Source organism: Micromonospora sp. NPDC050695, assembly GCF_040654415.1.
Taxonomy (GTDB): Bacteria; Actinomycetota; Actinomycetes; order Mycobacteriales; family Micromonosporaceae; genus Micromonospora.
Map to the genome: position 1 here is coordinate 15,332 of NZ_JBFAHZ010000002.1, position 19,765 is coordinate 35,096.

At 71.9% G+C, this 19,765-nt stretch carries 16 protein-coding genes; 11 read left to right on the top strand and 5 right to left on the bottom strand.

All coding sequences use genetic code 11. The features are described 5' to 3' along the window. Positions 1-25 precede the first annotated feature (25 nt). The gene (locus AB0H52_RS01680) at positions 26-1,348 is read left to right on the top strand and encodes an FAD-dependent oxidoreductase (RefSeq protein ID WP_357944541.1); all 1,323 of its coding nucleotides are present in this window, start codon (positions 26-28) and stop codon (positions 1,346-1,348) included. Between the two features lie 111 nt (positions 1,349-1,459). On the opposite strand, the gene AB0H52_RS01685 is transcribed toward AB0H52_RS01680, so the two are convergent. Both AB0H52_RS01685 and AB0H52_RS01690 read right to left on the bottom strand, forming a co-directional pair. Further along, positions 1,460-3,685 carry a discoidin domain-containing protein gene (locus AB0H52_RS01685; protein ID WP_357944544.1) on the bottom strand — a complete coding sequence of 742 codons (2,226 nt, stop codon included), beginning with the start codon at positions 3,683-3,685 and terminating at the stop codon, positions 1,460-1,462. 317 nt (positions 3,686-4,002) lie between these two features. After that, positions 4,003-5,202 carry an ROK family transcriptional regulator gene (locus AB0H52_RS01690; protein WP_151489806.1) on the bottom strand — a complete coding sequence of 400 codons (1,200 nt, stop codon included), beginning with the start codon at positions 5,200-5,202 and terminating at the stop codon, positions 4,003-4,005. A 237-nt stretch (positions 5,203-5,439) separates the two neighbouring features. Between AB0H52_RS01690 and AB0H52_RS01695 the strand changes: the two genes are divergently transcribed. The 4 genes from AB0H52_RS01695 (at position 5,440) to AB0H52_RS01710 (ending at position 10,039) form a co-directional block, all read left to right on the top strand. Continuing rightward, positions 5,440-6,738, top strand: coding sequence for a sugar ABC transporter substrate-binding protein (locus AB0H52_RS01695; RefSeq protein ID WP_151489805.1), 1,299 nt, complete (start codon positions 5,440-5,442; stop codon positions 6,736-6,738). Between the two features lie 70 nt (positions 6,739-6,808). After that, entirely contained in the window at positions 6,809-7,801 is a 993-nt protein-coding gene (locus AB0H52_RS01700; RefSeq protein ID WP_357944549.1) for a sugar ABC transporter permease, read from the top strand. Further along, a complete protein-coding gene (locus AB0H52_RS01705) occupies positions 7,794-8,633 on the top strand; it encodes a carbohydrate ABC transporter permease (protein ID WP_088989328.1) in 840 nt (279 codons plus the stop codon). The genes AB0H52_RS01700 and AB0H52_RS01705 overlap by 8 nt, the downstream gene beginning before the upstream one ends. Before the next feature lie 29 nt (positions 8,634-8,662). Continuing rightward, positions 8,663-10,039, top strand: coding sequence for a GH1 family beta-glucosidase (locus AB0H52_RS01710; RefSeq protein WP_357944553.1), 1,377 nt, complete (start codon positions 8,663-8,665; stop codon positions 10,037-10,039). A 185-nt stretch (positions 10,040-10,224) separates the two neighbouring features. Here the strand turns inward: AB0H52_RS01710 and AB0H52_RS01715 are convergent, their stop codons facing one another. Beyond that, complete coding sequence (locus AB0H52_RS01715; protein WP_357944556.1) at positions 10,225-10,788, bottom strand: nucleotidyltransferase family protein; 564 nt, start codon at positions 10,786-10,788, stop codon at positions 10,225-10,227. Between the two features lie 125 nt (positions 10,789-10,913). On the opposite strand from AB0H52_RS01715, the gene AB0H52_RS01720 reads away from it, so the two are divergent. Genes AB0H52_RS01720 through AB0H52_RS01745 form a run of 6 tightly spaced genes read left to right on the top strand, consistent with a single transcriptional unit; the run spans position 10,914 to position 16,072 of the window. Beyond that, positions 10,914-11,411 carry a 2Fe-2S iron-sulfur cluster-binding protein gene (locus AB0H52_RS01720; protein ID WP_225854461.1) on the top strand — a complete coding sequence of 166 codons (498 nt, stop codon included), beginning with the start codon at positions 10,914-10,916 and terminating at the stop codon, positions 11,409-11,411. Further along, complete coding sequence (locus AB0H52_RS01725; protein WP_151489801.1) at positions 11,408-12,400, top strand: xanthine dehydrogenase family protein subunit M; 993 nt, start codon at positions 11,408-11,410, stop codon at positions 12,398-12,400. Before AB0H52_RS01720 ends, AB0H52_RS01725 begins: the two co-directional genes overlap by 4 nt. After that, positions 12,397-14,487, top strand: coding sequence for a xanthine dehydrogenase family protein molybdopterin-binding subunit (locus AB0H52_RS01730; protein WP_151489800.1), 2,091 nt, complete (start codon positions 12,397-12,399; stop codon positions 14,485-14,487). The genes AB0H52_RS01725 and AB0H52_RS01730 overlap by 4 nt, the downstream gene beginning before the upstream one ends. Before the next feature lie 28 nt (positions 14,488-14,515). Further along, entirely contained in the window at positions 14,516-14,881 is a 366-nt protein-coding gene (locus AB0H52_RS01735; RefSeq protein ID WP_151489799.1) for a metalloregulator ArsR/SmtB family transcription factor, read from the top strand. Continuing rightward, the gene (locus AB0H52_RS01740; protein WP_151489798.1) at positions 14,881-15,522 is read left to right on the top strand and encodes an SRPBCC family protein; all 642 of its coding nucleotides are present in this window, start codon (positions 14,881-14,883) and stop codon (positions 15,520-15,522) included. The genes AB0H52_RS01735 and AB0H52_RS01740 overlap by 1 nt, the downstream gene beginning before the upstream one ends. Before the next feature lie 34 nt (positions 15,523-15,556). Then, entirely contained in the window at positions 15,557-16,072 is a 516-nt protein-coding gene (locus AB0H52_RS01745) for an NUDIX domain-containing protein (protein ID WP_151489797.1), read from the top strand. Positions 16,073-16,257: 185 nt separating this feature from the next. On the opposite strand, the gene AB0H52_RS01750 is transcribed toward AB0H52_RS01745, so the two are convergent. Both AB0H52_RS01750 and AB0H52_RS01755 read right to left on the bottom strand, forming a co-directional pair. Further along, a complete protein-coding gene (locus AB0H52_RS01750) occupies positions 16,258-18,210 on the bottom strand; it encodes an ABC transporter ATP-binding protein (RefSeq protein ID WP_357944561.1) in 1,953 nt (650 codons plus the stop codon). 69 nt (positions 18,211-18,279) lie between these two features. Then, entirely contained in the window at positions 18,280-19,737 is a 1,458-nt protein-coding gene (locus AB0H52_RS01755; protein WP_151491855.1) for an ATP-binding protein, read from the bottom strand. Positions 19,738-19,765 lie beyond the last annotated feature (28 nt).

The window sequence follows — 19,765 nt, forward strand, 5'->3', positions numbered from 1 at the left end:
GGGTGCTGGCGGGTAAGCGGCGCCGGTGAGCGACGGCATGCGGGTGGTCGTGGTCGGCGCCGGCTTCTCCGGGCTCGCGGCCGCGCTGGCGCTCAGTCGCGCCGGCGCCCGGGTGCGGGTGCTGAAGGCCCGCGACCGGGTCGGCGGGCGGGTGCTGACCCGCCGGCTGGCCGACGGCACCCAACTCGACCTGGGCGCCCAGTGGATCGGCCCGACCCAGGACCGGATGTACGCGCTGGTCGCCGAGCACGGACTGGACACCTTCGCCACGGCGGCGCTCGGCGCATCCGTGCTGCTCTGGGCCGGACAGCGCCGCGCCGAACCGCCGGCGCAGGTCGGCCGGGTGCTCGGCCTGCTCGACGAGTACGCCGCGCGGCTGGACCCGGCGGCACCCTGGCAGGCCCCGGAGGCCGCGCAGTGGGACCGGACGATCCTCGGCGGGTGGCTGCGCGGCACGGCCGGGGACGACGACACCGCCGCCTACCTCGGGCGGCTGCTCGCCGGCGGGCTGCTGGCCACCGGCGCGGACGAGGTGTCCCTGCTGCATCTGCTGTTCTACCTGCGCAGCGCCGGCGGCACCGGACCGCTGCTGGGGATGGCCGGCGGCGCGCAGCAGGACCGGATCGTGGGTGGGCCGCCGCTGCTGGCCGAACGGATGGCGGCGGCGCTGCCGCCGGGGGCGCTGACCCTCGCCGCACCGGTGCGGACGATCGGCCAGAGCGTCGACGGGGTGACGGCGTGGACGGACACCGGGCGCGTCGACGCCGACGCGGCGGTGGTCGCCGTGCCGCCGGCACTGGCCGGCCGGATCCGGTACGACCCGCCGCTGCCCGCGCTGCGCGACGGGCTCACCCAACGGATGCCGATGGGTTCGGCGCTGAAGGTGCACGCCGTCTACCCGGAGCCGTTCTGGCGTGCCGACGGACTTTCCGGCGTGGCCACCAGCAGCGCGGGTCTGCTCACCGAGACGGTCGACAACTCCACACCGACCTCGCCGCTCGGGGTGCTGACCGGGTTCAGCTACTCCTCCGACGCCGCCGTGCTGCGGGAGATGGCCCCCGCGCGGCGGCGGCAGTGCCTGCTGGAGGCGTTCGCCGCCGTGGTCGGGCCGCACGCCGAGGATCCGGTGGACCTCGTCGAGTACGACTGGTCGGCCGACGAGTGGACCCGGGGGTGTTTCAGCGGTGCGCTCACCCCCGGCGCCTGGCGGACGTACGGCCCTTCGTTGCGGGCGACGGTGGGGCGGGTGCACTGGGCGGGCACCGAGACGGCGACCCGCTGGAGCGGCTACCTGGAGGGCGCGGTGCGCGCCGGTGAACGGGCGGCGGCCGAGGTGCTGGCGGGTTGACGGGGACGACCGAGGCCGGCCCGGTCTCGGCGGGACCGGGCCGGCTCGGCCCAGGGTGCGTCCCGGCCGGCCCGGGCCGTCAGACGGATCGGGCCGGCGCGGGCACCCCGGTCACGGGTAGGTGGTCAGGTACACCGTCTGGTTGGCCGCGTTCGCGGTGCCACCGGCGTTGTTGATCACCCGGTTGATGGTGCCGACGCCACCGAGGGAGACGGTGACCATGTTGGTGAAGCGCACGTTCGGGTTGACGGGCACCTCGAAGGACCGTTCCTCGACGACGGCCGGGTTGACGTTGAAGTAGCTGTAGCTGCCCAGCCCCCACGCCTGGTGGCTGGTCACCGAGTCCGCGACCTCGTAGGCGGCGTAACCCCTGGTCGACCCGTTCATCCAGGCCGCCTGGTTCGGTACGTCGTACGGCAGCTCGTTCTGGTAGAAGTACGTCCGGCCGCCGTTGCCGTTCCAGACGGTCTGGTACTTCTGGTAGTGCTCGACGAAGAGGCCGTACATGGTGACGTTGTCGCCGTTGACGGTGAGCCCGGTGTCGGCCGTGTTGAGCGTCCACCCGGTCGGTACGCCGCTGGCGGCGTGGTCGGCCCGCCACAGCCACATGTGGTCGCCGATCACGTTGTCGCTGTTGACGGTCAGCGTGTTGGTGGCCTTGCCGACGTGCGGCCCGCCGATGCGGAAGAACACGTCGTGCAGCGAGGTCGGGTTCGTGGCGTGGCTGGCGGACGAGCCGGACGGCCCGACCTCCATCAGCACCGGCGAGTTGGTCGTACCGGCCTCGAACATGATGCCGGCCACCTTGACGCCGTCCACATCGGCCACCCGCATGCCCACCGCGCCGTTGTCGGCCTGGATGGTGGCCAGGCCGAGGCCGAGGATGACCGTGTCGGCCCGGTTGACCTGGATCGGCTCGGTGACGTGGTGCACGCCCGGGGTGAACAGCAGGTGCCGCCCCTGGGCGAGGGCCGCGTTGATGGTGGCGGCGCTGGTGCCGGGCTGGACGACGTAGAACTGCGACAGCGAGATGGACGACCCGGCCGGGGTCTTGTTGTACCAGCTCGTGCCGGTGGAGTTGGCGCGCAGCGAGGGCACGAAGACCCGGTACTCACCGCTGCCGTCGACGTAGAGGAACGGCTTCTCCCGGACCGTCGGGGTCTGCGCGATGACGGTGTGCGACGGGTTGGGGAAGCTCGGCGCCGGCGCGCCGACGACCCCCTGGAAGACCATGTTCCACACCGAGCCGGTCCAGCCGTTGCCGAACTCGCTGTTACGCGAGTACCACTGCTGCTGCGAGCCGGAGACGACCAGGCCGTCGATGCGGGTGTCGGCCAGCAGACCGCCGCTGGACCAGCCGTCGCCGCCGTTCCAGAGCTGGATCTGGTTCTGCGCGCCGCGCAGGTGCATCCGCCGGTACGGCGCGGCCTGCGACACCGCCCAGCGCTCCACGGTCTGCCCGGCGGGCAGGGTGACCGAGAGGTTCTCGGCGGCCCGCCAGAAGTTCTGGGTGGCGTTGCCGCCCATCCAGAACGCCTCGGTGCGGACGTGGCCGTTGAGGTTGACGTCGTCCGGGCTCATGCCGAGCCCGGCGACCTGGGTGAAGAAGCCGAGGTTGACGTCGGCGGTGTAGGTGCCGGGCTTGAACAGCACCGCGTAACGCTGCGGGCCGAACTGGTTGGTCTCCTGTTGGGTGAAGAGCGTGTTCAGTCGACTCTGGATGGTCGACGTCGGCGTGCTCGGGTCGAAGACGTACGTGTTCGGCCCGAGGTTGGGGTTGTACGGGTCGGTCGTGCCGACCGGGGGTTCGGTGGTGCCGCCGCCGGTCGTGTTCACCGCCAGCTCCCACAGCGAGTAGCCGTAGGCGGTGCCCCGGGCGGTGCCGTACATCCGCAGGTACCGGCCGCTGCCGGTGACGCTGAGGGACTGCGTGCCGCCGGTGGCCGTGGTGGTCGAGTAGATCGTGGTCCAGGTGGTGCCGTCGGCCGAGGTCTGCAGCTGGAAGGCCCGGGCGTACGCGGCTTCCCAGGTGAGCACGACCCGGCAGATCGTCCGGGTGCTGCCGAGGTCGACGCGCAGCCACTGCGGGTCGCTGGCGGCGCTGGCCCAGCGGGTGCCGGTGTTGCCGTCGACGGCGGCCGAGGCCGGGGTGCCGGCGTTCTCGGTGGACGAGGCGGTCGCCGGACGACCCTGGGACAGCAGGGTGGGAGCGGCCTGCGCCGGGGCGGTGGCGACGGCGGGGGTCAGGGCCGCGACCAGGGTCACGGCGAGTCCGGCGAGGAGGTGCCGGGTGGTACGCCGGGGACGCGGGCGTACGGATGTAGCACGAGATGTCATGACATCGCCTGTCGATAGGGCGTTACGGACGCCACGCGGGTGGGGGTCAGACTCGCCCGTGGTGCCGTGGGTGGTGCCGCCGATGCGGCGCCGCGGGGAGGAGAGCGCTCTCGTAGGAGTGTTGCGGCGAGATTGCGACGGCGTCAAGGGATCGATCTATAACACTGTTATTTATCCCGAGGGCTCACTTTTGTGTAATTTGCCGCCCGCGCCACCGTCGCCCTGTCCGGGCCCCCGCCCCATCCGCCGGTGATCAAGAGGTTTGCGTCAGGACGAGCCTGATTCCTGACGCAAACCTCTTGATCACCAAAGGGGGGTCAGCGGCGGACGCCGCCTTCGGTGAGGAAGCGGGCGATCGGGAGGGTGGCCGCTCCCAGCGCCACCGCGTCGACGCCGAGGCGGCACAGTTCGATCGACGCCTGCTCGTACGGCTGGCGCAGCGCCTGCCGCCCGGCGGCCTCGCGGACCGCCGGCAGCAGGTCACCCAGCGCCATCGCCGCCCAGCCGCCGAGCACCACCCGCTCGGGGTTGAACAGGTTGATCAGGTTGGCCACCCCCGCGCCGAGGTAGCCGGCGGTGTCGTCCAGCACCCGGCGAGCGGTGGCCGACGACGTGGCGGCGGCGACCAGCGCGGCGAGCTGCGACTCCTCGTCCTCGCCCGGCACGGCGCGACCCCGACGCGCCTCGCGGTAGCGGTCGATGATCGCCTCCGCGCCCACGTACGCCTCCAGGCAGCCGCGCGCGCCGCACCGGCAGGCCCGGCCGCCGTACACCAGGGTGGTGTGCCCCCACTCCCCCGCGCTGCTGGACGCGCCCCGGTAGGTGGCTCCGTTGGTCACCACCGACGCGCCGACACCGGAGCCGACCAGCGCGAAGACGGCATGCCGGGCACCTCGGCCGGCGCCGAACCACATCTCGGCCTGGCCGAGGGTCTTCGCGCCGTTGTCGATGTGCAGCGGCAGGTCGGTGCCGGCGCCGATCAGGCGTTCCAGCGGCACCCGGTCCCAGCCGAGGGCCTGGGCGTGCACGACCGCCTCGACGCCCTGCTCGACCACGCCGGAGACGCCGACGCCGACCCCGAGCACGTCGGCGGGGGCCACGCCGGCCTGCCCGGTCACCGCGCCGATGCCGGCCAGCACGTGCCCGGCCACCAGGTCGGGTTCGGTGCGCGCCGGGTCGAGGGGGTACTCGACGCTGGCCAGCAGGGTCATCGCGAAGTCGAACAGCTCGACCCGGACCCGGGTCTCGCCGACGTCGACGCCGATCACGAAGGCGAAGCGGGGCGCGATCCGCAGCAGCATGCTGGGGCGGCCACCGTCGGACTCGGCGGCGCCGGCCTCGGCGACCAGCCCCTCGTCGATCAGGTCGGCCACCACGTTGCTCACCGCCGGCTGGCTCAACCCGGTGCTGCGCACCAGGTCCTGCCGGGTGAGCGGGCCGTCGAGGAAGAGCTTGGTCAGCAGGGCGGACCGGTTGCGCAGCCGCACGCTGCGGTTGGTGGCACGCACCAGCTCCACTCGTCACCTCGTTCCCGTCGGCCGTTCGAGGCGACTGTAACCGCCCCGTGCTTGACGACCCACCAGCCAGCAACTTTAATGACGACATAAATTAAGCCGTGATGTAACTCCCGGGAAACGCCGACGGACACCCGACGGCGCACCCCCGAACCCTGTCCGCAGCCGGCCGACCGTCGCCCCGACCCCTATCGACGACGGAGTCCGGCGGACCCCCACCACGCACCGGAAGGGCTGACCGTGTCGAGACGACACCTCGGGATATTCACCGCCGCCGTACTGGCCGCCGCCTCACTGACGGCCTGCGGCGGCTCCGGCGACGACTCCGCCGCTTCGCCGAAGACGCTCACCTACTGGGCCAGCAACCAGGGTGCCAGCCTGGAGGCCGACAAGACCATCCTCCAGCCCGAGCTGGACAAGTTCGAGAAGCAGACCGGCATCAAGGTCACCGTCGAGGTGGTCCCCTGGTCTGACCTGCTCAACCGGCTGCTCGCGGCCGCCACCTCGGGCAAGGGCCCGGACGTGGTCAACATCGGCAACACCTGGTCGGCGTCGTTGCAGGCCACCGGCGCGCTGGTCGAGTTCGACGACGCCACCCTGCAGGCCGTCGGCGGCAAGGACCGGATCGTGCCCGCCGCGCTCGCCGCCGCTGGCGCCCCCGGCAAGCCGCCGGCCGCCGTGCCGCTCTACAGCATGGCGTACAGCCTGTACTACAACAAGAAGTCGTTCGCCGACGCCGGCATCACCGCGCCGCCGACCACCTGGGAGCAACTCGCCGAGTACGGCAAGAAGCTCAGCACCGGCGGCAAGTGGGGCCTGGCGATCGAGGGGGCCAACCCGTCGGAGAACGCCCACCACGCCTTCACCTTCAGCCAGCAGTACGGCGGTGAGTGGTTCGACTCGGCCGGCAAGCCGACCTTCGACACCCCGCAGAACGTCTCGGCGATCAAGCGCTACATCGACTTCATGGCCGCCGACAAGATCACCAACCCGAGCAACGCCGAGTACGCGCAGAACCAGTCGGTGTCCGACTTCGCCAACGGCAAGGCCGCCATGCTGCTCTGGCAGTCCGCCGGCTCGAACCTGAAGACGCAGAACATGCCCGCCGACGCGTACGGGGTGGCCCCGGTGCCGTTCCTGGCCAGCCCGCCGGCCGGCGGCAAGAAGATCAACAGCATGGTCGCCGGGATCAACATGGCCGTCTTCAAGCACACCAAGAACAAGGACGGCGCGCTGAGCTTCGTGAAGTTCATGACCAGCGACGAGGAGCAGACGATCCTCAACAAGACGTACGGCTCGCTGCCGGCGGTGAAGACCGCAGGCTCCGACCCGGCGTTCAGCGCCACCGAGCAGAAGACGATCCAGGAGACCCTGGTCACCACCGCGGCCCCGCTGCCGCAGGTGCCCGAGGAGAGCACCTTCGAGACCCTGGTCGGCACCGCGATGAAGGAGCTGTTCGCGGACGCGGCCAGCGGCAAGCCGGTCACCGAGGCGTCGGTGAAGGCGAAGCTGACCGACGCGCAGCAGAAGATGCGCTGACCCAGGCGTCACCGGTGGCCGTGGCCGGGCGCTGAGCCCGGCCACGGCCACCGCCTCCGAGAGGACCCCGATGGCAACCAGCACCACCGCGCCGGACGCCGACCGGCGCGAACCCCGGGCCGGGTCACCCGCCCGGGTGCCGGCCCGCCGGCCCCGCGGCCCACGCCGCTCGCTCCTGCCGTACCTGCTGCTCGCACCGGCCATCGTGCTGGAACTCGCCATCCACGTGATCCCGATGGTGGTCGGGGTCTGGATGAGCCTGCTGGAGCTGACCCAGTTCCACATCCGCGACTGGTCCACCGCCCCCTTCGTCGGGCTGGAGAACTACCGGGCGACGCTCGACCTGAACAGCGCCGCCGGCAAGGAGCTGCTGCACTCGTTCTGGGTGACGCTGGTCTACAGCCTGCTCTCGGTCGGGTTCGCCTGGCTGCTCGGCATCGCGGCGGCCGTCGTCCTGCAACGGCCCTTCCGGGGTCGGGCGATCCTGCGGGCGCTGTTCCTCACCCCGTACGCCCTGCCGGTCTACGCCGCCGTGATCACCTGGAGCTTCCTGCTGCAACGCGACACCGGCCTGGTCAACCACGTCCTCGTCGACCAGCTCGGGCTGATGGACACCCGGCCGTTCTGGCTGATCGGCGACAACAGCTTCTGGTCGCTGCTGGTGGTGTCGGTCTGGCGCAACTGGCCGTTCGCGTTCCTCTGCCTGATGGCCGGGCTGCAGAACGTGCCTGGCGAGCTGTACGAGGCCGCCGCGATCGACGGCGCCGGGTTCTGGCGCCGACTACGCTCGGTCACCCTGCCCATGCTGCGGCCGGTGAACCTGGTGCTGCTGCTGGTGCTGTTCCTCTGGACCTTCAACGACTTCAACACTCCGTTCGTGCTCTTCGGCGGCTCGGCGCCCGAGCAGGCCGACCTGATCTCCATCCACATCTACCGCAGCTCCTTCAAGACCTGGGACTTCGGGTCCGGCTCGGCGATGTCGGTGGCACTGCTGCTGTTCCTGCTGGTCGTCTCGGCCGCGTACCTGCTGATCACCAACCGCCGGAGGGACGACCATGCGTGAGACCGCCGGTGAGCGCTGGGGCCGGCGCATCGTGCTGACCCTGCTCACCCTCTTCGTCGTCATACCGCTGTACGTGATGGTCACCTCGGCGGCGAAGCCGTTGCAGGACGTCCAGAACGGCTTCACCTGGTGGCCCAGCCGGCCGACCCTGCAACCGTTCGTCGACATGTGGAGCACCGTGCCGCTGGCCCGGTACCTGGTGAACAGCCTCGTGGTGTCGAGCATCGCGGCGGTCTGCTCGGTGGCGGTGGCCATCTTCGCCGCGTTCGCGGTGAGCCGGTACCGGTTCCGCGGTCGGGGCGTCTTCTCGGTGACCGTGCTGTCCACCCAGATGTTCCCGGGCATCCTGTTCCTGCTGCCGCTGTTCCTCATCTACGTCAACCTGGGCAACGCCACCGGCATCGAGCTGTACGCCAGCCGTACCGGCCTGGTCATCACGTACCTGACCTTCTCGCTGCCGTTCTCGATCTGGATGCTGGTCGGCTACTTCGACTCGATCCCCCGCGGGTTGGACGAGGCGGCGCAGGTCGACGGCGCCGGACCACTGCGCACCCTGTTCCAGGTCATCCTGCCGGCCGCCGTGCCCGGCGTCGTGGCGGTCACCGTGTACGCGTTCATGACCGCCTGGGGTGAGGTGCTCTTCGCCTCGGTCATGACCGACGAGGGCAGCCGCACCCTGGCCGTCGGCCTGCAGGGCTACTCCACCCAGTTCAACGTCTACTGGAACCAGATCATGGCCGCCTCGCTGGTGGTCAGCATCCCGGTCGTCGTCGGGTTCCTCGCCCTGCAGCGCTACTTCGTCGCCGGCCTCACCGCCGGCGCGGTCAAGTGAGTCACCCAACCCCAGAGGAGAACCTTCCCGTGCCGGACCTGTCCAAGCTGCCGCCCGACTTTCTCTGGGGCGTCGCCACGGCGGCGTACCAGATCGAGGGGGCCGTCGACGTCGACGGCCGGGCGCCGTCCATCTGGGACACCTTCTCGGCGACCCCCGGCAACGTCGACAACGGCGACACCGGCGCGGTGGCCTGCGACCACTACCACCGGTGGCCGGAGGATCTCATGCTGCTGCGCCGGCTCGGCGTGGACGCGTACCGGTTCTCGGTGGCCTGGCCCCGGGTGATGCCCGACGGCGTCGGTCGGGTCAACCCCGCCGGGCTGGACTTCTACGACCGGCTCGTCGACACGCTGCTCGCCGACGGGATTCGGCCGTTCGTCACGCTCTACCACTGGGATCTGCCGCAGGTCCTGCAGGACGCCGGCGGCTGGCCGGAGCGCGTCACCGCCGAGGCGTTCGCCGACTACGCGGCGGTGGTCGCCGGCCGCCTCGGCGACCGGGTGGCCGACTGGTGCACCGTCAACGAGCCGCTCTGCGTGTGCTGGATCGGGCACCTGGAGGGCACCATGGCCCCCGGCGAGCGGGACCTGACCCGCGCGGTGCACGCCTCGCACCACGTGCTGCTCGGGCACGGCCTGGCCACCCAGGCGATCCGCGCCAACGCCGCCCGGCCGGCCTCGGTGGGTCTGGTGCTCAACCTCAGCCCGATCGAGGCGGCCACCGACCGGCCCGAGGACGTCGCGGCGGCCCGCCGGGCCGATGGGCACGTCAACCGGTGGTGGCTGGACCCGATCCACGGCCGCGGCTACCCCGCCGACATGATCGCCACCTACGGGGTCGAGCCGCCGGTACGCGGCGACGACCTGACGGTGATCGCCACGCCCACCGACTTCCTCGGGGTGAACTACTACTTCCGTCAGCTGATCGTCGACGACCCGTCCGGTCCGGCGCCGTTCGCCCGCCAGGTGCCGGTGCCCGGCTCGGTGGAGACCGCGATGGGCTGGGAGGTGTACCCGGCCGGGCTGGAGCGGCTGCTGGTCGACGTGCACGAGGAGTACCGGCCGGGCCGGATCATCGTCACCGAGAGCGGCTCGGCGTGGCCGGACGAGGTCACCGCCGACGACACCGTCGAGGACAAGGAGCGCACCGACCACCTGGAACAGCACCTGGCGGCCTGCGCGGCGGTGGTGGCCCGGGGGGTGCCGCTGGACGGCTACTTCGTCTGGTCGCTGCTGGACAACTTCGAGTGGGCGTACGGCTACGACAAGCGGTTCGGGCTGGTGCACGTGGACTACGCCACCCAGCGCCGCACGGTGAAGGCCAGCGGCCTGCGCTACGCCGAGCTGATCCGCGCCCACCAGCGTCTCGCCGGCGCGACCGGCGCCGCCACGCCGGTGGCCTGAACGGGGGCGGGTGAGGTCGGGCCGCCCGGGGTCGCCGTTTCGACGGCCCCGGGCGGCCACTGCCACTCTCGCCACCCCGGGCGGCCACTGCCGGTCTGACGGCCCGGGCGGCCACTGCCGGTCTGACGGCCCGGGCGGCCACTGCCGGTCTGACGGCCCGGGCGGCGACTGCCGGTCGGCAGCGTTCACGCCGACGGCAGGTGGGCGGGGGTGTCCACGTCGACCGGGGAGCCGGCGTCGTCGCAGGGCACCTCGACCACCAGGTCCGGCCGGGCGCGCAGCAGGTCGCGGGCGCCCCGGTCACCGATGGCGTAGTCGTCCAGCAGCGGCCAGGTCTCCCGGCTCAGCAGCACCGGGTGCCCCGGCCGGCCGGCGTAGGTGGCGACCGCGATGACCGCGCCGCGCGTGTGCGCCGCGCGGACCCGGCGGATCGCCACCGGGCTGAGCGACGGCTGGTCGACGAGCACCACCACGGCCGCCGGCACGTCCGGCGGTAGCGATGCCACTCCTCGGCGCAGCGACGAGCCCAGGCCCTCGGACCAGCGGTCGTGGCGTACCGTCACCGCACCCGGCAGGTCGGGCACCTCGTCCGCGCCCGCGCCGAGCACCACGTGCACCGGCGCGCAGCCGCCGGCGTTCAGCAGCTGGACCCCCCGCCGCACCAGCGGCTCCCCGGCAAGCTCGACCAGCGCCTTCGGCCGCCCGTAGCGCCGTCCGGCGCCGGCGGCCAGCAGCAGCCCAGCGGTCATCCCGGCCACCATCCTCACGTGGCATTCGCGTTAATGACACCTGTATGTCCCCATAAAGCTAATCTGGGTACGTGCCTGGAGGATCCGAGAATCAGACAACCACCGACGAGCGATACGCGTCCCGGCTGGCCTTGACCGTGAACGACGTGCCCCGGGAGCTGACGCTGGACAACCGCACCACGCTGCTCGACACGCTGCGCGAGCACCTGGACCTGACCGGAGCTAAGAAGGGCTGCGACCATGGCCAGTGCGGCTCCTGCACTGTCCTGCTGGACGGTCAACGGGTAAAGAGCTGCCTGACCCTCGCCGTCACCCTGGACGGCCGGTCGGTGCTCACCGTGGAAGGGCTGGCCGGTCCGGACGAGCTGTCGCCTTTGCAGGCCGCGTTCATCGCCCACGACGCGTTCCAGTGCGGCTACTGCACCCCCGGGCAGCTCTGCTCCGCCCGGGCAATGCTCGACGAGGTCGACCAGGGCTGGCCCAGCGCCGTCACCGAAGACCTCGACGCACCGGCCGAGCTGACCGACGCGGAGATCCGCGAACGGATGGCCGGCAACCTGTGCCGCTGCGCCGCGTACCCGCACATCGTCGCGGCGGTCCGCGAAACGGCGGCGGTCCGATGAAGCCGTTCCGCTACCACCGGCCGGCCGACGTTGCCGACGCCGTCGCCGTGCTGGCCGCCGAGCCGCAGGCGGCCTACCTCGCCGGCGGGACCAACCTGGTGGACCTCATGAAACTCGGGGTACAGCGCCCCGACGTGCTGGTGGACGTGAACCGGCTACCCCTGGACACCGTCGAGGAGTTGCCCGACGGCGGGCTGCGGATCGGCGCGACGGTGCGCAACAGCCACCTCGCCGCCCACCCGACGGTCCGCCGCGACTACCCGGTACTGACCCGCGCCCTGCTCGCCGCCGCCTCCGGGCAGCTGCGCAACATGGCGACCACGGGCGGCAACCTGTTGCAGCGTACCCGCTGCCCGTACTTCCAGGACACCAGCAAGGCGTGCAACAAGCGCGACCCGGGCAGCGGATGCGCCGCCCTGCACGGCGTGAACCGCGACCTCGCGGTGCTGGACTGGTCCGAGCAGTGCGTGGCCACCAACCCGTCGGACATGGCCGTCGCCCTCGCCGTGCTCGACGCCGTGGTGGAGGTGCACGACACCGACGGTGTACGGGACGTCCCGCTAGCCGACCTGTATCGCTCACCCGGCGCGCATCCGGAGCGCGAAACCACCCTGGCGCGCGGTGCGCTGATCACGGCCGTACGGTTGCCGGCGCTACCGGCCGCGCGCCGCTCGACGTACCTCAAGGCGCGCGACCGGGCGTCCTTCGCCTTCGCCGCCGGCTCGGTGGCCGCGGTGTTGGACCTCGACGGTGACGTCATCCGCGACGTGCGGCTGGCGTACGGGGCGCTGGCCCACCGTCCATGGCGGGCCTACCGGGCCGAGCAGGAGCTGCGCGGCCACCCATTCAGCCCCGAGCTGGTAGCGCGGGCCGCCGACGCCGAGCTGGCCGAGGCCCGTCCGCTCAGCGAGAACGGCTTCAAGCTGCCCCTGACCCGATCCATCACCGTACGAGTGCTCAGCGGACTTGCAGGGAGGGCGCAATCGTGAGCGCAGGCGCGATCGGTCAGGCGCATCCGCGCCTGGAGGGCCGGGAGAAGGTCACCGGGACGGCCCGTTACGCGATGGAGTACCCGGTCGACGGCGTCACCTACGGCTGGGTGGTACCGGCAGCGGTGGTGCGGGGCCGGATCACCCACATCGACACGACGGAGGCCCTCGCCTCGCCCGGCGTGCTGGCCGTCGTGCACCACGGCAACGCGCCCCGGCTCGCGACCACCCCCGGGCCGAACCTGTGGTTACTCCAGGATCCCGCGGTGCACTACCGGGGGCAGTACGTCGCGGTGGTGGTGGCCACCACCCTGGAGGCGGCCCGCGAGGGTGCCCAGCTGGTGCGCATCGAGTACGACGCGGGACCGCACACCACAGTGCTTACTGACGACCACCCGGGCCTGTACAAGCCCGACCACGTCAACCCCGCCTACCCGACGGACACCGCGGAGGGGGACTTCGACGCGGGGTACGCGGCCGCCCAGGTGCGAGTGGACGCCACCTACCGGACCCCGGCCTACCACAACAACCCCATGGAGCCACACGCCACCACGGCGCAGTGGACCGACGGGCGGCTGCTCGTGCACGACTCCAACCAGGGCGCGACATCGGTGCGGGCCACCCTCGCCGAACTGTTCGACGTGCCCCGGGAGTCGGTCCGGGTGATCGCCGAGCATGTCGGCGGGGGCTTCGGCAGCAAGGGGTACGCCAAGCCCGCAGTGGTGCTGGCCGCCCTCGCCGCCCGGCACGTGGACCGGCCGGTGAAACTGGCGCTGACCCGCCAGCAGATCTTCGGGCCGATCGGCTACCGCACCCCCACCATCCAACGGGTCCGCCTCGCCGCCGACACCGACGGGCGGCTCACCGCGATCAGCCATGACTCGATCAGTCAGACCTCACAGATCCTCGAGTACACCGAGTCGGTCGCCGTCTACACCCGCAGTATGTACGCGGCCCCGCACCGCCGCACCACCCACCGGGTGACCCGCCTCGACGTGCCCACCCCCTTCTGGATGCGGGCCCCGGGCGAGTGCCCCGGCGCGTACGCCCTGGAGTCTGCGATGGACGAACTGGCCGTCGCCACCGGCATCGACCCGGTGGAGCTGCGCATCCGCAACGACACCGAGATCGACCCCGACCAGGGAGCGCCGTTCACCAGCCGCAATCTGGTGGCCTGCCTACGCGAGGGCGCTCAGCGGTTCGGCTGGGCCGACCGGAATCCGACACCCCGGTCCCGCCGCGAGGGGCGTTTCCTCATCGGCTCCGGCGTGGCCGGGTCGGCCTATCCGAGCCAGTCCGTCCCGGCCTCGGCACGGATCACCGCCCGCCCCGACGGCGGTTTCCTGGTCCAGATCAACGCCACCGACATCGGCACCGGCGCGCGTACGGCGCTGTGGCTGGTCGCCGCCGACGCCTTGCAGGTGCCGCCGGAGCGCATCGAGATCAGGATCGGTGACAGCGAGCTGCCCGCCGCCCCGGTGGCCGGCGCCTCGATGGGCACCTCGAGCTGGAGCTGGGCGGTGATCCGTGCCGGTGAGGCGCTGCGCGGGAAGCTGCGCGACGGGGTACCGCCGGACGCCGAGGTGAGCGCCGAGGTGGACACCTCCGCCGAGCTGAACGCCCAGGCCAGGAAGCCCAAGTTCACGTACGGAGCACAGTTCGTCGAGGTCCGGGTGGACACGACCACCGGCGAGATACGGCTCAACCGGATGCTGGGCGTGTTCACGGCCGGTCGGATCGTCAACCCGACGACGGCGCGCAGCCAGCTCATCGGCGGCATGACGATGGGCGTGTCGATGGCGCTACACGAGGGGGGCCTGTTCGACGAGCGCTACGGCGACTGGGTCAACCACGACCTGGGCACCTACCACATCACGGCCTGCGCGGACGTGGAGTCCATCGAGGCGTACTGGTTGGACGAGCGCGACGACGAGCTGAACGCGGCCGGGGTGAAGGGCATCGGCGAGGTCGGAATCGTCGGTGCGGCGGCGGCGGTCGCCAACGCCGTCTACCACGCCACCGGGGTACGGATCCGCGACCTGCCGATCCAGCTCGACAAACTCATCGGAACATCAGCACTGGCTTAAATAAGCTGTTGGTGATATAACTGTCGCCGTGCACGCCTTCGACGTGCTGGGCGATCCGGTCCGGCGCCGCATCCTGGAGCTGCTCGCCACCGGCGAGCAGCCCGCCGGCGCCCTCAGTGCGGTGATCCGCGACGAGTTCGGCATCTCCCAGCCCGCCGTGTCCCAACACCTCAAGGTGTTGCGGGACAACGGCTTCGCCACCGTGCGCCCGGACGGCACCCGGCGGCTCTACGCGGTCGACCCCGGCCCCCTGCGCGAGGTCGACGGCTGGCTGGAGCACTTCCGCCAGTTCTGGACGCCACCCCTGGCGGCACTCGCCACCGAGCTTGCCCGGGGTCGACGCGAGCGTCGGCTCCGCGGGTCGGCCGACACACCCGACGAGAGGAACACCTGATGATCGACGCGACCGAGCAGATCAACGCCGTGCGACGCCAGGTCGGCACCCGCACCCTGGAGGCCGGTGAGGCACGGGTGAGCACCATCAGCCAGACCTACCGGGCGACGCTCGACGATCTGTGGGACGCCTGCACCAACGCCGAGCGCATCCCGCGCTGGTTCCTCCCGATCACCGGTGACCTGCGCCTGCACGGCACGTACCAGCTGGAGGGCAACGCCGGCGGCACCGTCGAGAGCTGCGAGCCGCCGCACCGCTTCACCGCCACCTGGGAGATGGGCGGCGAGGTGAGCTGGATCGAGGTGCGACTCACCCCGGTCGACGACGAGCACACCCGCTTCGAGCTGGACCACATCGCCCACGTCGACCAGGACCGGTGGGCCCAGTTCGGGCCGGGCGCCGTCGGCGTCGGCTGGGACCTGGGGCTCTTCGGCCTCGCCTCGTACCTGGCCGGCGACGGCAGCGGCGTCCGGCCGGAGGACAGCGCCGAGTGGATGGCCTCCGACGAGGGCCGGCGGGCCATGGAGTTGAGCAGCCGGCTCTGGGGTGAGGCGAGCATCGCCGCCGGCACCGACGCCGACGAGGCGCGGGCCGCCGCCGAGCGCACCACCGCCTTCTACACTGGCGCACCGGCCGCCTGAGACCGGCCGCGGCGGCCGGGTAACGTGCTGCGGCATGACCGGTACGCCGTACTCGCACTGCTCCTCCTGCGGCGCGGCCTACCCGGCGACGGCCGGGTGGCCGCGCGTCTGCGCGGTCTGCGGCGAGACCGTCTGGCGCAACCCGCTGCCCGTCGCGGTGGCGGTGCTGCCGGTCCGCACCGCCGCCGGCCTGGGCGTGGTGGTGGTCCGCCGGGACATCGAGCCCGCCCGGGGGCAGCTCGCGCTGCCCGGCGGCTTCATCGAGTACGGCGAGGAGTGGTCCGACGCGCTCGTTCGTGAGCTGCGGGAAGAGACCGGTCTGGTCGCGGCGGCCGCGGACGTCCGCCTGTTCGCGGTGCACAGCGCCCCGGCGGGTGCCACCATGATGGTCTTCGGGGTGCTGCCCGAACGCGCTGCCGAGGACCTGCCACCGTCGACGCCCACCGACGAGGCGACCGAGTGGCTGGTGCTCACCGACCCGGTCGAGTTGGCGTTCTCCACCCACACGCGCGTCCTGGCCGACTTCCTCACCCCCGGCAACCCAACCTGACCCCGCGCCGCCCGCGCCGCCCGCGCAAGATCGTGCTCGATCCTGGTTGTAGTGGTATCCGCAGGCGGCGGCGCCACTACAACCAGGATCTAGCACGATCTTGCGGGCCGGGCCGGGCCGGGCCGGGCCGGGCCGGGCTGGGCTGGGCTGGGCTGGGCGCAAGCGCGGGCCGGGCGGGGGCGGGGTCAGCGGGACTGGGAGTTGTCGGCACCCAACAGGTAGCCGCTGGCCTGGAGGTCGAACAGCTCGCGGTAGAGGCCGCCGGCCGCCATCAGCTCGTCGTGGCTGCCGTGCTGGACGAGTCGCCCCTGGTCGAGCACGAAGATCCGGTCGGCGTGCCGGACGTTGGCCAGCCGGTGGGTGATCAGCACGACCGCCCGGTCGGGGTGGCGGCGCAGGTGCTGGAACAGGGCGTGTTCGGCGCGGGCGTCCAGGGCGGCCGACGGCTCGTCGCAGATCAGCAGGGCGGCGTCACGGTAGAGGCCCCGGGCGGCGACCAACCGCTGCCACTGGCCCCCGGACAACTCGTGGCCGTCCTTGAACTCCCGGTCGAGCAACGTGTCGTAGCCGTTCGGCAGGCCGACGATCATGTCGTGGGCGGCGGCCGCCCGGGCCGCCTCCCGCACCGTGGGGCCGGGCCGGTCCGGCGGTCGGTCGTGCCGCCCGACGCGGATGTTCTGCCCGGCGGTGAACGGGAACTTCCACCACTCCTGGGTCATCACGGCCACCTGCGCACCGAGGGCGCGCGGGTCCAGCTCGGCGGAGTCGACGCCGTCCCAGCGGATCATCCCGCCGGTCGGTTGGTACAGGCCCGCGATCAGCTTGGCGAGGGTGGTCTTGCCGGAGCCGTTCTCGCCGACGAGTGCGATCACCTCGCCCCGGCGGACGGTGAGGCTGACCCGGTCCACCGCCGGCGTGTCGGTGTCCGGGTAGCGCAGGCTGACCTCGTCCAGCTCGATCACGTCGACGCCGTCGGTCGACCGGTTGCCGCCGACCGGCACCCGGGCGTGGGCGCGGGCCAGGAAGTCCCGGTAGTCCTGGTAATAGAGGGCGTCCTCGTACAGCGAGTTGGTGGCGATGACCGCCACGCCCATGCTGGTCCGTGCGGACTGCAGGGCGAGCAGCGCGGTCGCCGCGGCGGCGAGGGCGACCATCCCGCCCAGCAGCAGCCCGCCGAGGACCGCGTACACCCCGAAGGTGGCCAGCCCCGCCACCGTGGCGCCGATGACCCGGGTGCCGGTCTGCGAGCGGACCAGCCGCAGCTGGGCGCGGGTCTCCACGGCCATCACCCCGCGGTACTCGGCGAGCAGAAAGTCGCGCATCTGGTACGCGCGCACCTCTGCGGCCGTGCGCCGGTTGGCCATCAGGTGGGCCAGCATCCACATGCGACGCCGCCGGGTGATGCGGGCCAGCATCGCCAGATACTCCCGGCGGGCCATCCGCACCGCCGTGACCGCCTGGGGCACCGCCGCGAGCAGGAGGCAGGGCAGCAGCAGCGGTTGGATGACGGTCACCGCGACGGCGGTGGCGAGCATCCCGACCACGCCGGTGACCAGGTTGACGGTGTGGTCGACGATCCACGCCGCCTCGGCCATCCCCCGGTCGCGCGCGCGGTCCATCTCCTCGGCGAAGCCGGCGTCGTCGAACGCGGCCAGATCCACCGCCGTGGTGGCCTCGAACAGCCGCAACTCCACCTGATAGTTGATCTGCGGGGTCAGCCGGGCCTGCGCCCAGCCGGCCGCGATCGTCAGGCCACCGCGGGCCGACACCGCCGCCGCGGCCACGATCAGCGCTGGCAGGGCCGAGCGGACCCGGTCCGGGGTGGGGCCGGCGGCGAACAACTCGCGCAGCACGCTGGTCGTGGCGAGCAGCCCGAACGTGGTCATCACCCCGGCGGCGATGTTCAGGCCGATAGAGGCGACCGTGTCCCGACGGTTGGTGGCCGAGGCCAGGCCGACCGCCTCGCGGACCAGCCGGGGCAGCCGGCGGGCCACCGCCCAGAAGCTGGTGTGCGCGAACTCCTGCGCGTGGTGCATCCAGTCGCGATCCTCCAACTCCGGCAACATCGTGCCGGCCGGCGGATCGTCCGGCTGGTCGTCGTCCTCAATGGCGGTGCGCTGGCGGGCCACCGACTCCACGGACCCTCCTCGGGGGCGGGGATCACGAACGCCGCCCCCGAGACTACTGCCAGCAACCAATCGCTGTCTCTAGGTAATCGGCGCGTCGCGTGGCTCGTCCGTCGGGCCCTCGGTGATCGGCAGCAGCACCCGGAAGGTCGTCCGCCCGGGCTCGGACTCCACCCGGATGTCGCCGTGATGCTTGTGCACCACGATCCGGTACGAGATGTCCAGGCCCAGCCCGGTGCCCGACCCGACCGGCTTGGTGGTGAAGAAGGGCTCGAAGATGCGCGGACGCACCTCGGGCGCGATGCCCGGGCCGGTGTCGGTGATCTCCACCGCGAGCAGGTCGTCGGCGCGACCGGTCCGGACGGTCAGCACGCCCTTGTCCCCCATCGCGCCCAACGCGTTGTCGATCAGGTTGGTCCACACCTGGTTCAGCTCGGCGGCGTACGCCGGCACCGGCGGGAGGCTGCGGTCGTACTCGCGGACGAGCTTGACCTCGGCGGGGATCTTGCCCTTGAACATCACCAGCGTGGCGTCGAGCAGGTCGTGCACGTCCACCACCCGGTACGGCGCGCGGTCCAGCTGGGAGTACTGCTTGGCGGCACCGACCAGGCCGGAGATCCGGGTCACGGCGTCGCCGATCTCGCGCATCAGCAACTCGGTGTCGACCGTGTAGGTGAGCCACCGCACGGCGGCCTCCAGGTCGGCCGCGCCGACGGCCGCCTTCACCTGCGCGAGCCAGGCCGTGTCGAGCCCGCCACCGACCAGGATCGGCGCCAGGTCCCACGCGCCGCTGACCCCGTGCTCCTCCAGCCAGTCGGTGAGCGTGTCCTCGGCGTCGGCGGTCGCCAGCGGAGTCAGCTTCGGCGCGGTGGCCACCCGGGCCACCGCCTCCTCCTGCAACGCGACGAGGCCGTGCAGGGCGCCGCCGTCGAGCCGACCGTCGGCGATCATCGCGAGTTTGTGCCGCATCCCGGCAACCCGGTCACGCAGCACCGAGGTGGCCCGCACCGCCGCCGCGGCCGGATTGTTCAACTCGTGGGTCAGCCCCGCCGAGAGCGAGCCGAGGGCCAGCAGCCGCTCCCGCTCGCCGACGATCGTCTGGCTGTCCCGCATGCCGAAGAACAGGCCCTCCAACAGGTGCATGGGCATCGGGAACCAGGTCCGCAGGGCTTCCGCGAAGTCCTCCGCCGGCAGCACGAAGAAGTCCGAGTCGACCAGGGCCCGCAGGCTGTGCAGGTAGATCTGCTCGACCCGGTCACCCAGATACGCCTGGGTGGCACCGGCGTACACCCCGCGCTGGTCGGTCCGGGAGACCTCGACGTCGTCGCCGCGGACCTGCCGACTCAGCGCCACGGCACCGCGCAGCAGCACGAAGAAGCAGGTCGCGGGCTCACCCTCGCCGTACACGAGGGTGCCGCCGGCACGCTGCTCGACCCGGCCGCGCTCGGCCAGCCAGTCGAGCTGTGCGTCGTCGAGCGCCTCGAACAGAAACAGGGTGCGCAACTGCTCAGATGTCAGCCGATCCGCATCGCTGGTCACTGGATCTCCTCCGATCGCGACTGCGGGG

Bases quoted from the DNA above. Each gene is read 5' to 3' on its own strand.
- AB0H52_RS01705 (WP_088989328.1), top strand. From the start codon at position 7,794: ATGCGTGAGACCGCCGGTGAGCGCTGGGGCCGGCGCATCGTGCTGACC.
- AB0H52_RS01745 (WP_151489797.1), top strand. From the start codon at position 15,557: ATGACCGGTACGCCGTACTCGCACTGCTCCTCCTGCGGCGCGGCCTAC.
- AB0H52_RS01740 (WP_151489798.1), top strand. From the start codon at position 14,881: ATGATCGACGCGACCGAGCAGATCAACGCCGTGCGACGCCAGGTCGGC.
- AB0H52_RS01685 (WP_357944544.1), bottom strand. From the start codon at position 3,685: ATGACATCTCGTGCTACATCCGTACGCCCGCGTCCCCGGCGTACCACC.
- AB0H52_RS01725 (WP_151489801.1), top strand. From the start codon at position 11,408: ATGAAGCCGTTCCGCTACCACCGGCCGGCCGACGTTGCCGACGCCGTC.
- AB0H52_RS01715 (WP_357944556.1), bottom strand. From the start codon at position 10,788: ATGACCGCTGGGCTGCTGCTGGCCGCCGGCGCCGGACGGCGCTACGGG.
- AB0H52_RS01700 (WP_357944549.1), top strand. From the start codon at position 6,809: ATGGCAACCAGCACCACCGCGCCGGACGCCGACCGGCGCGAACCCCGG.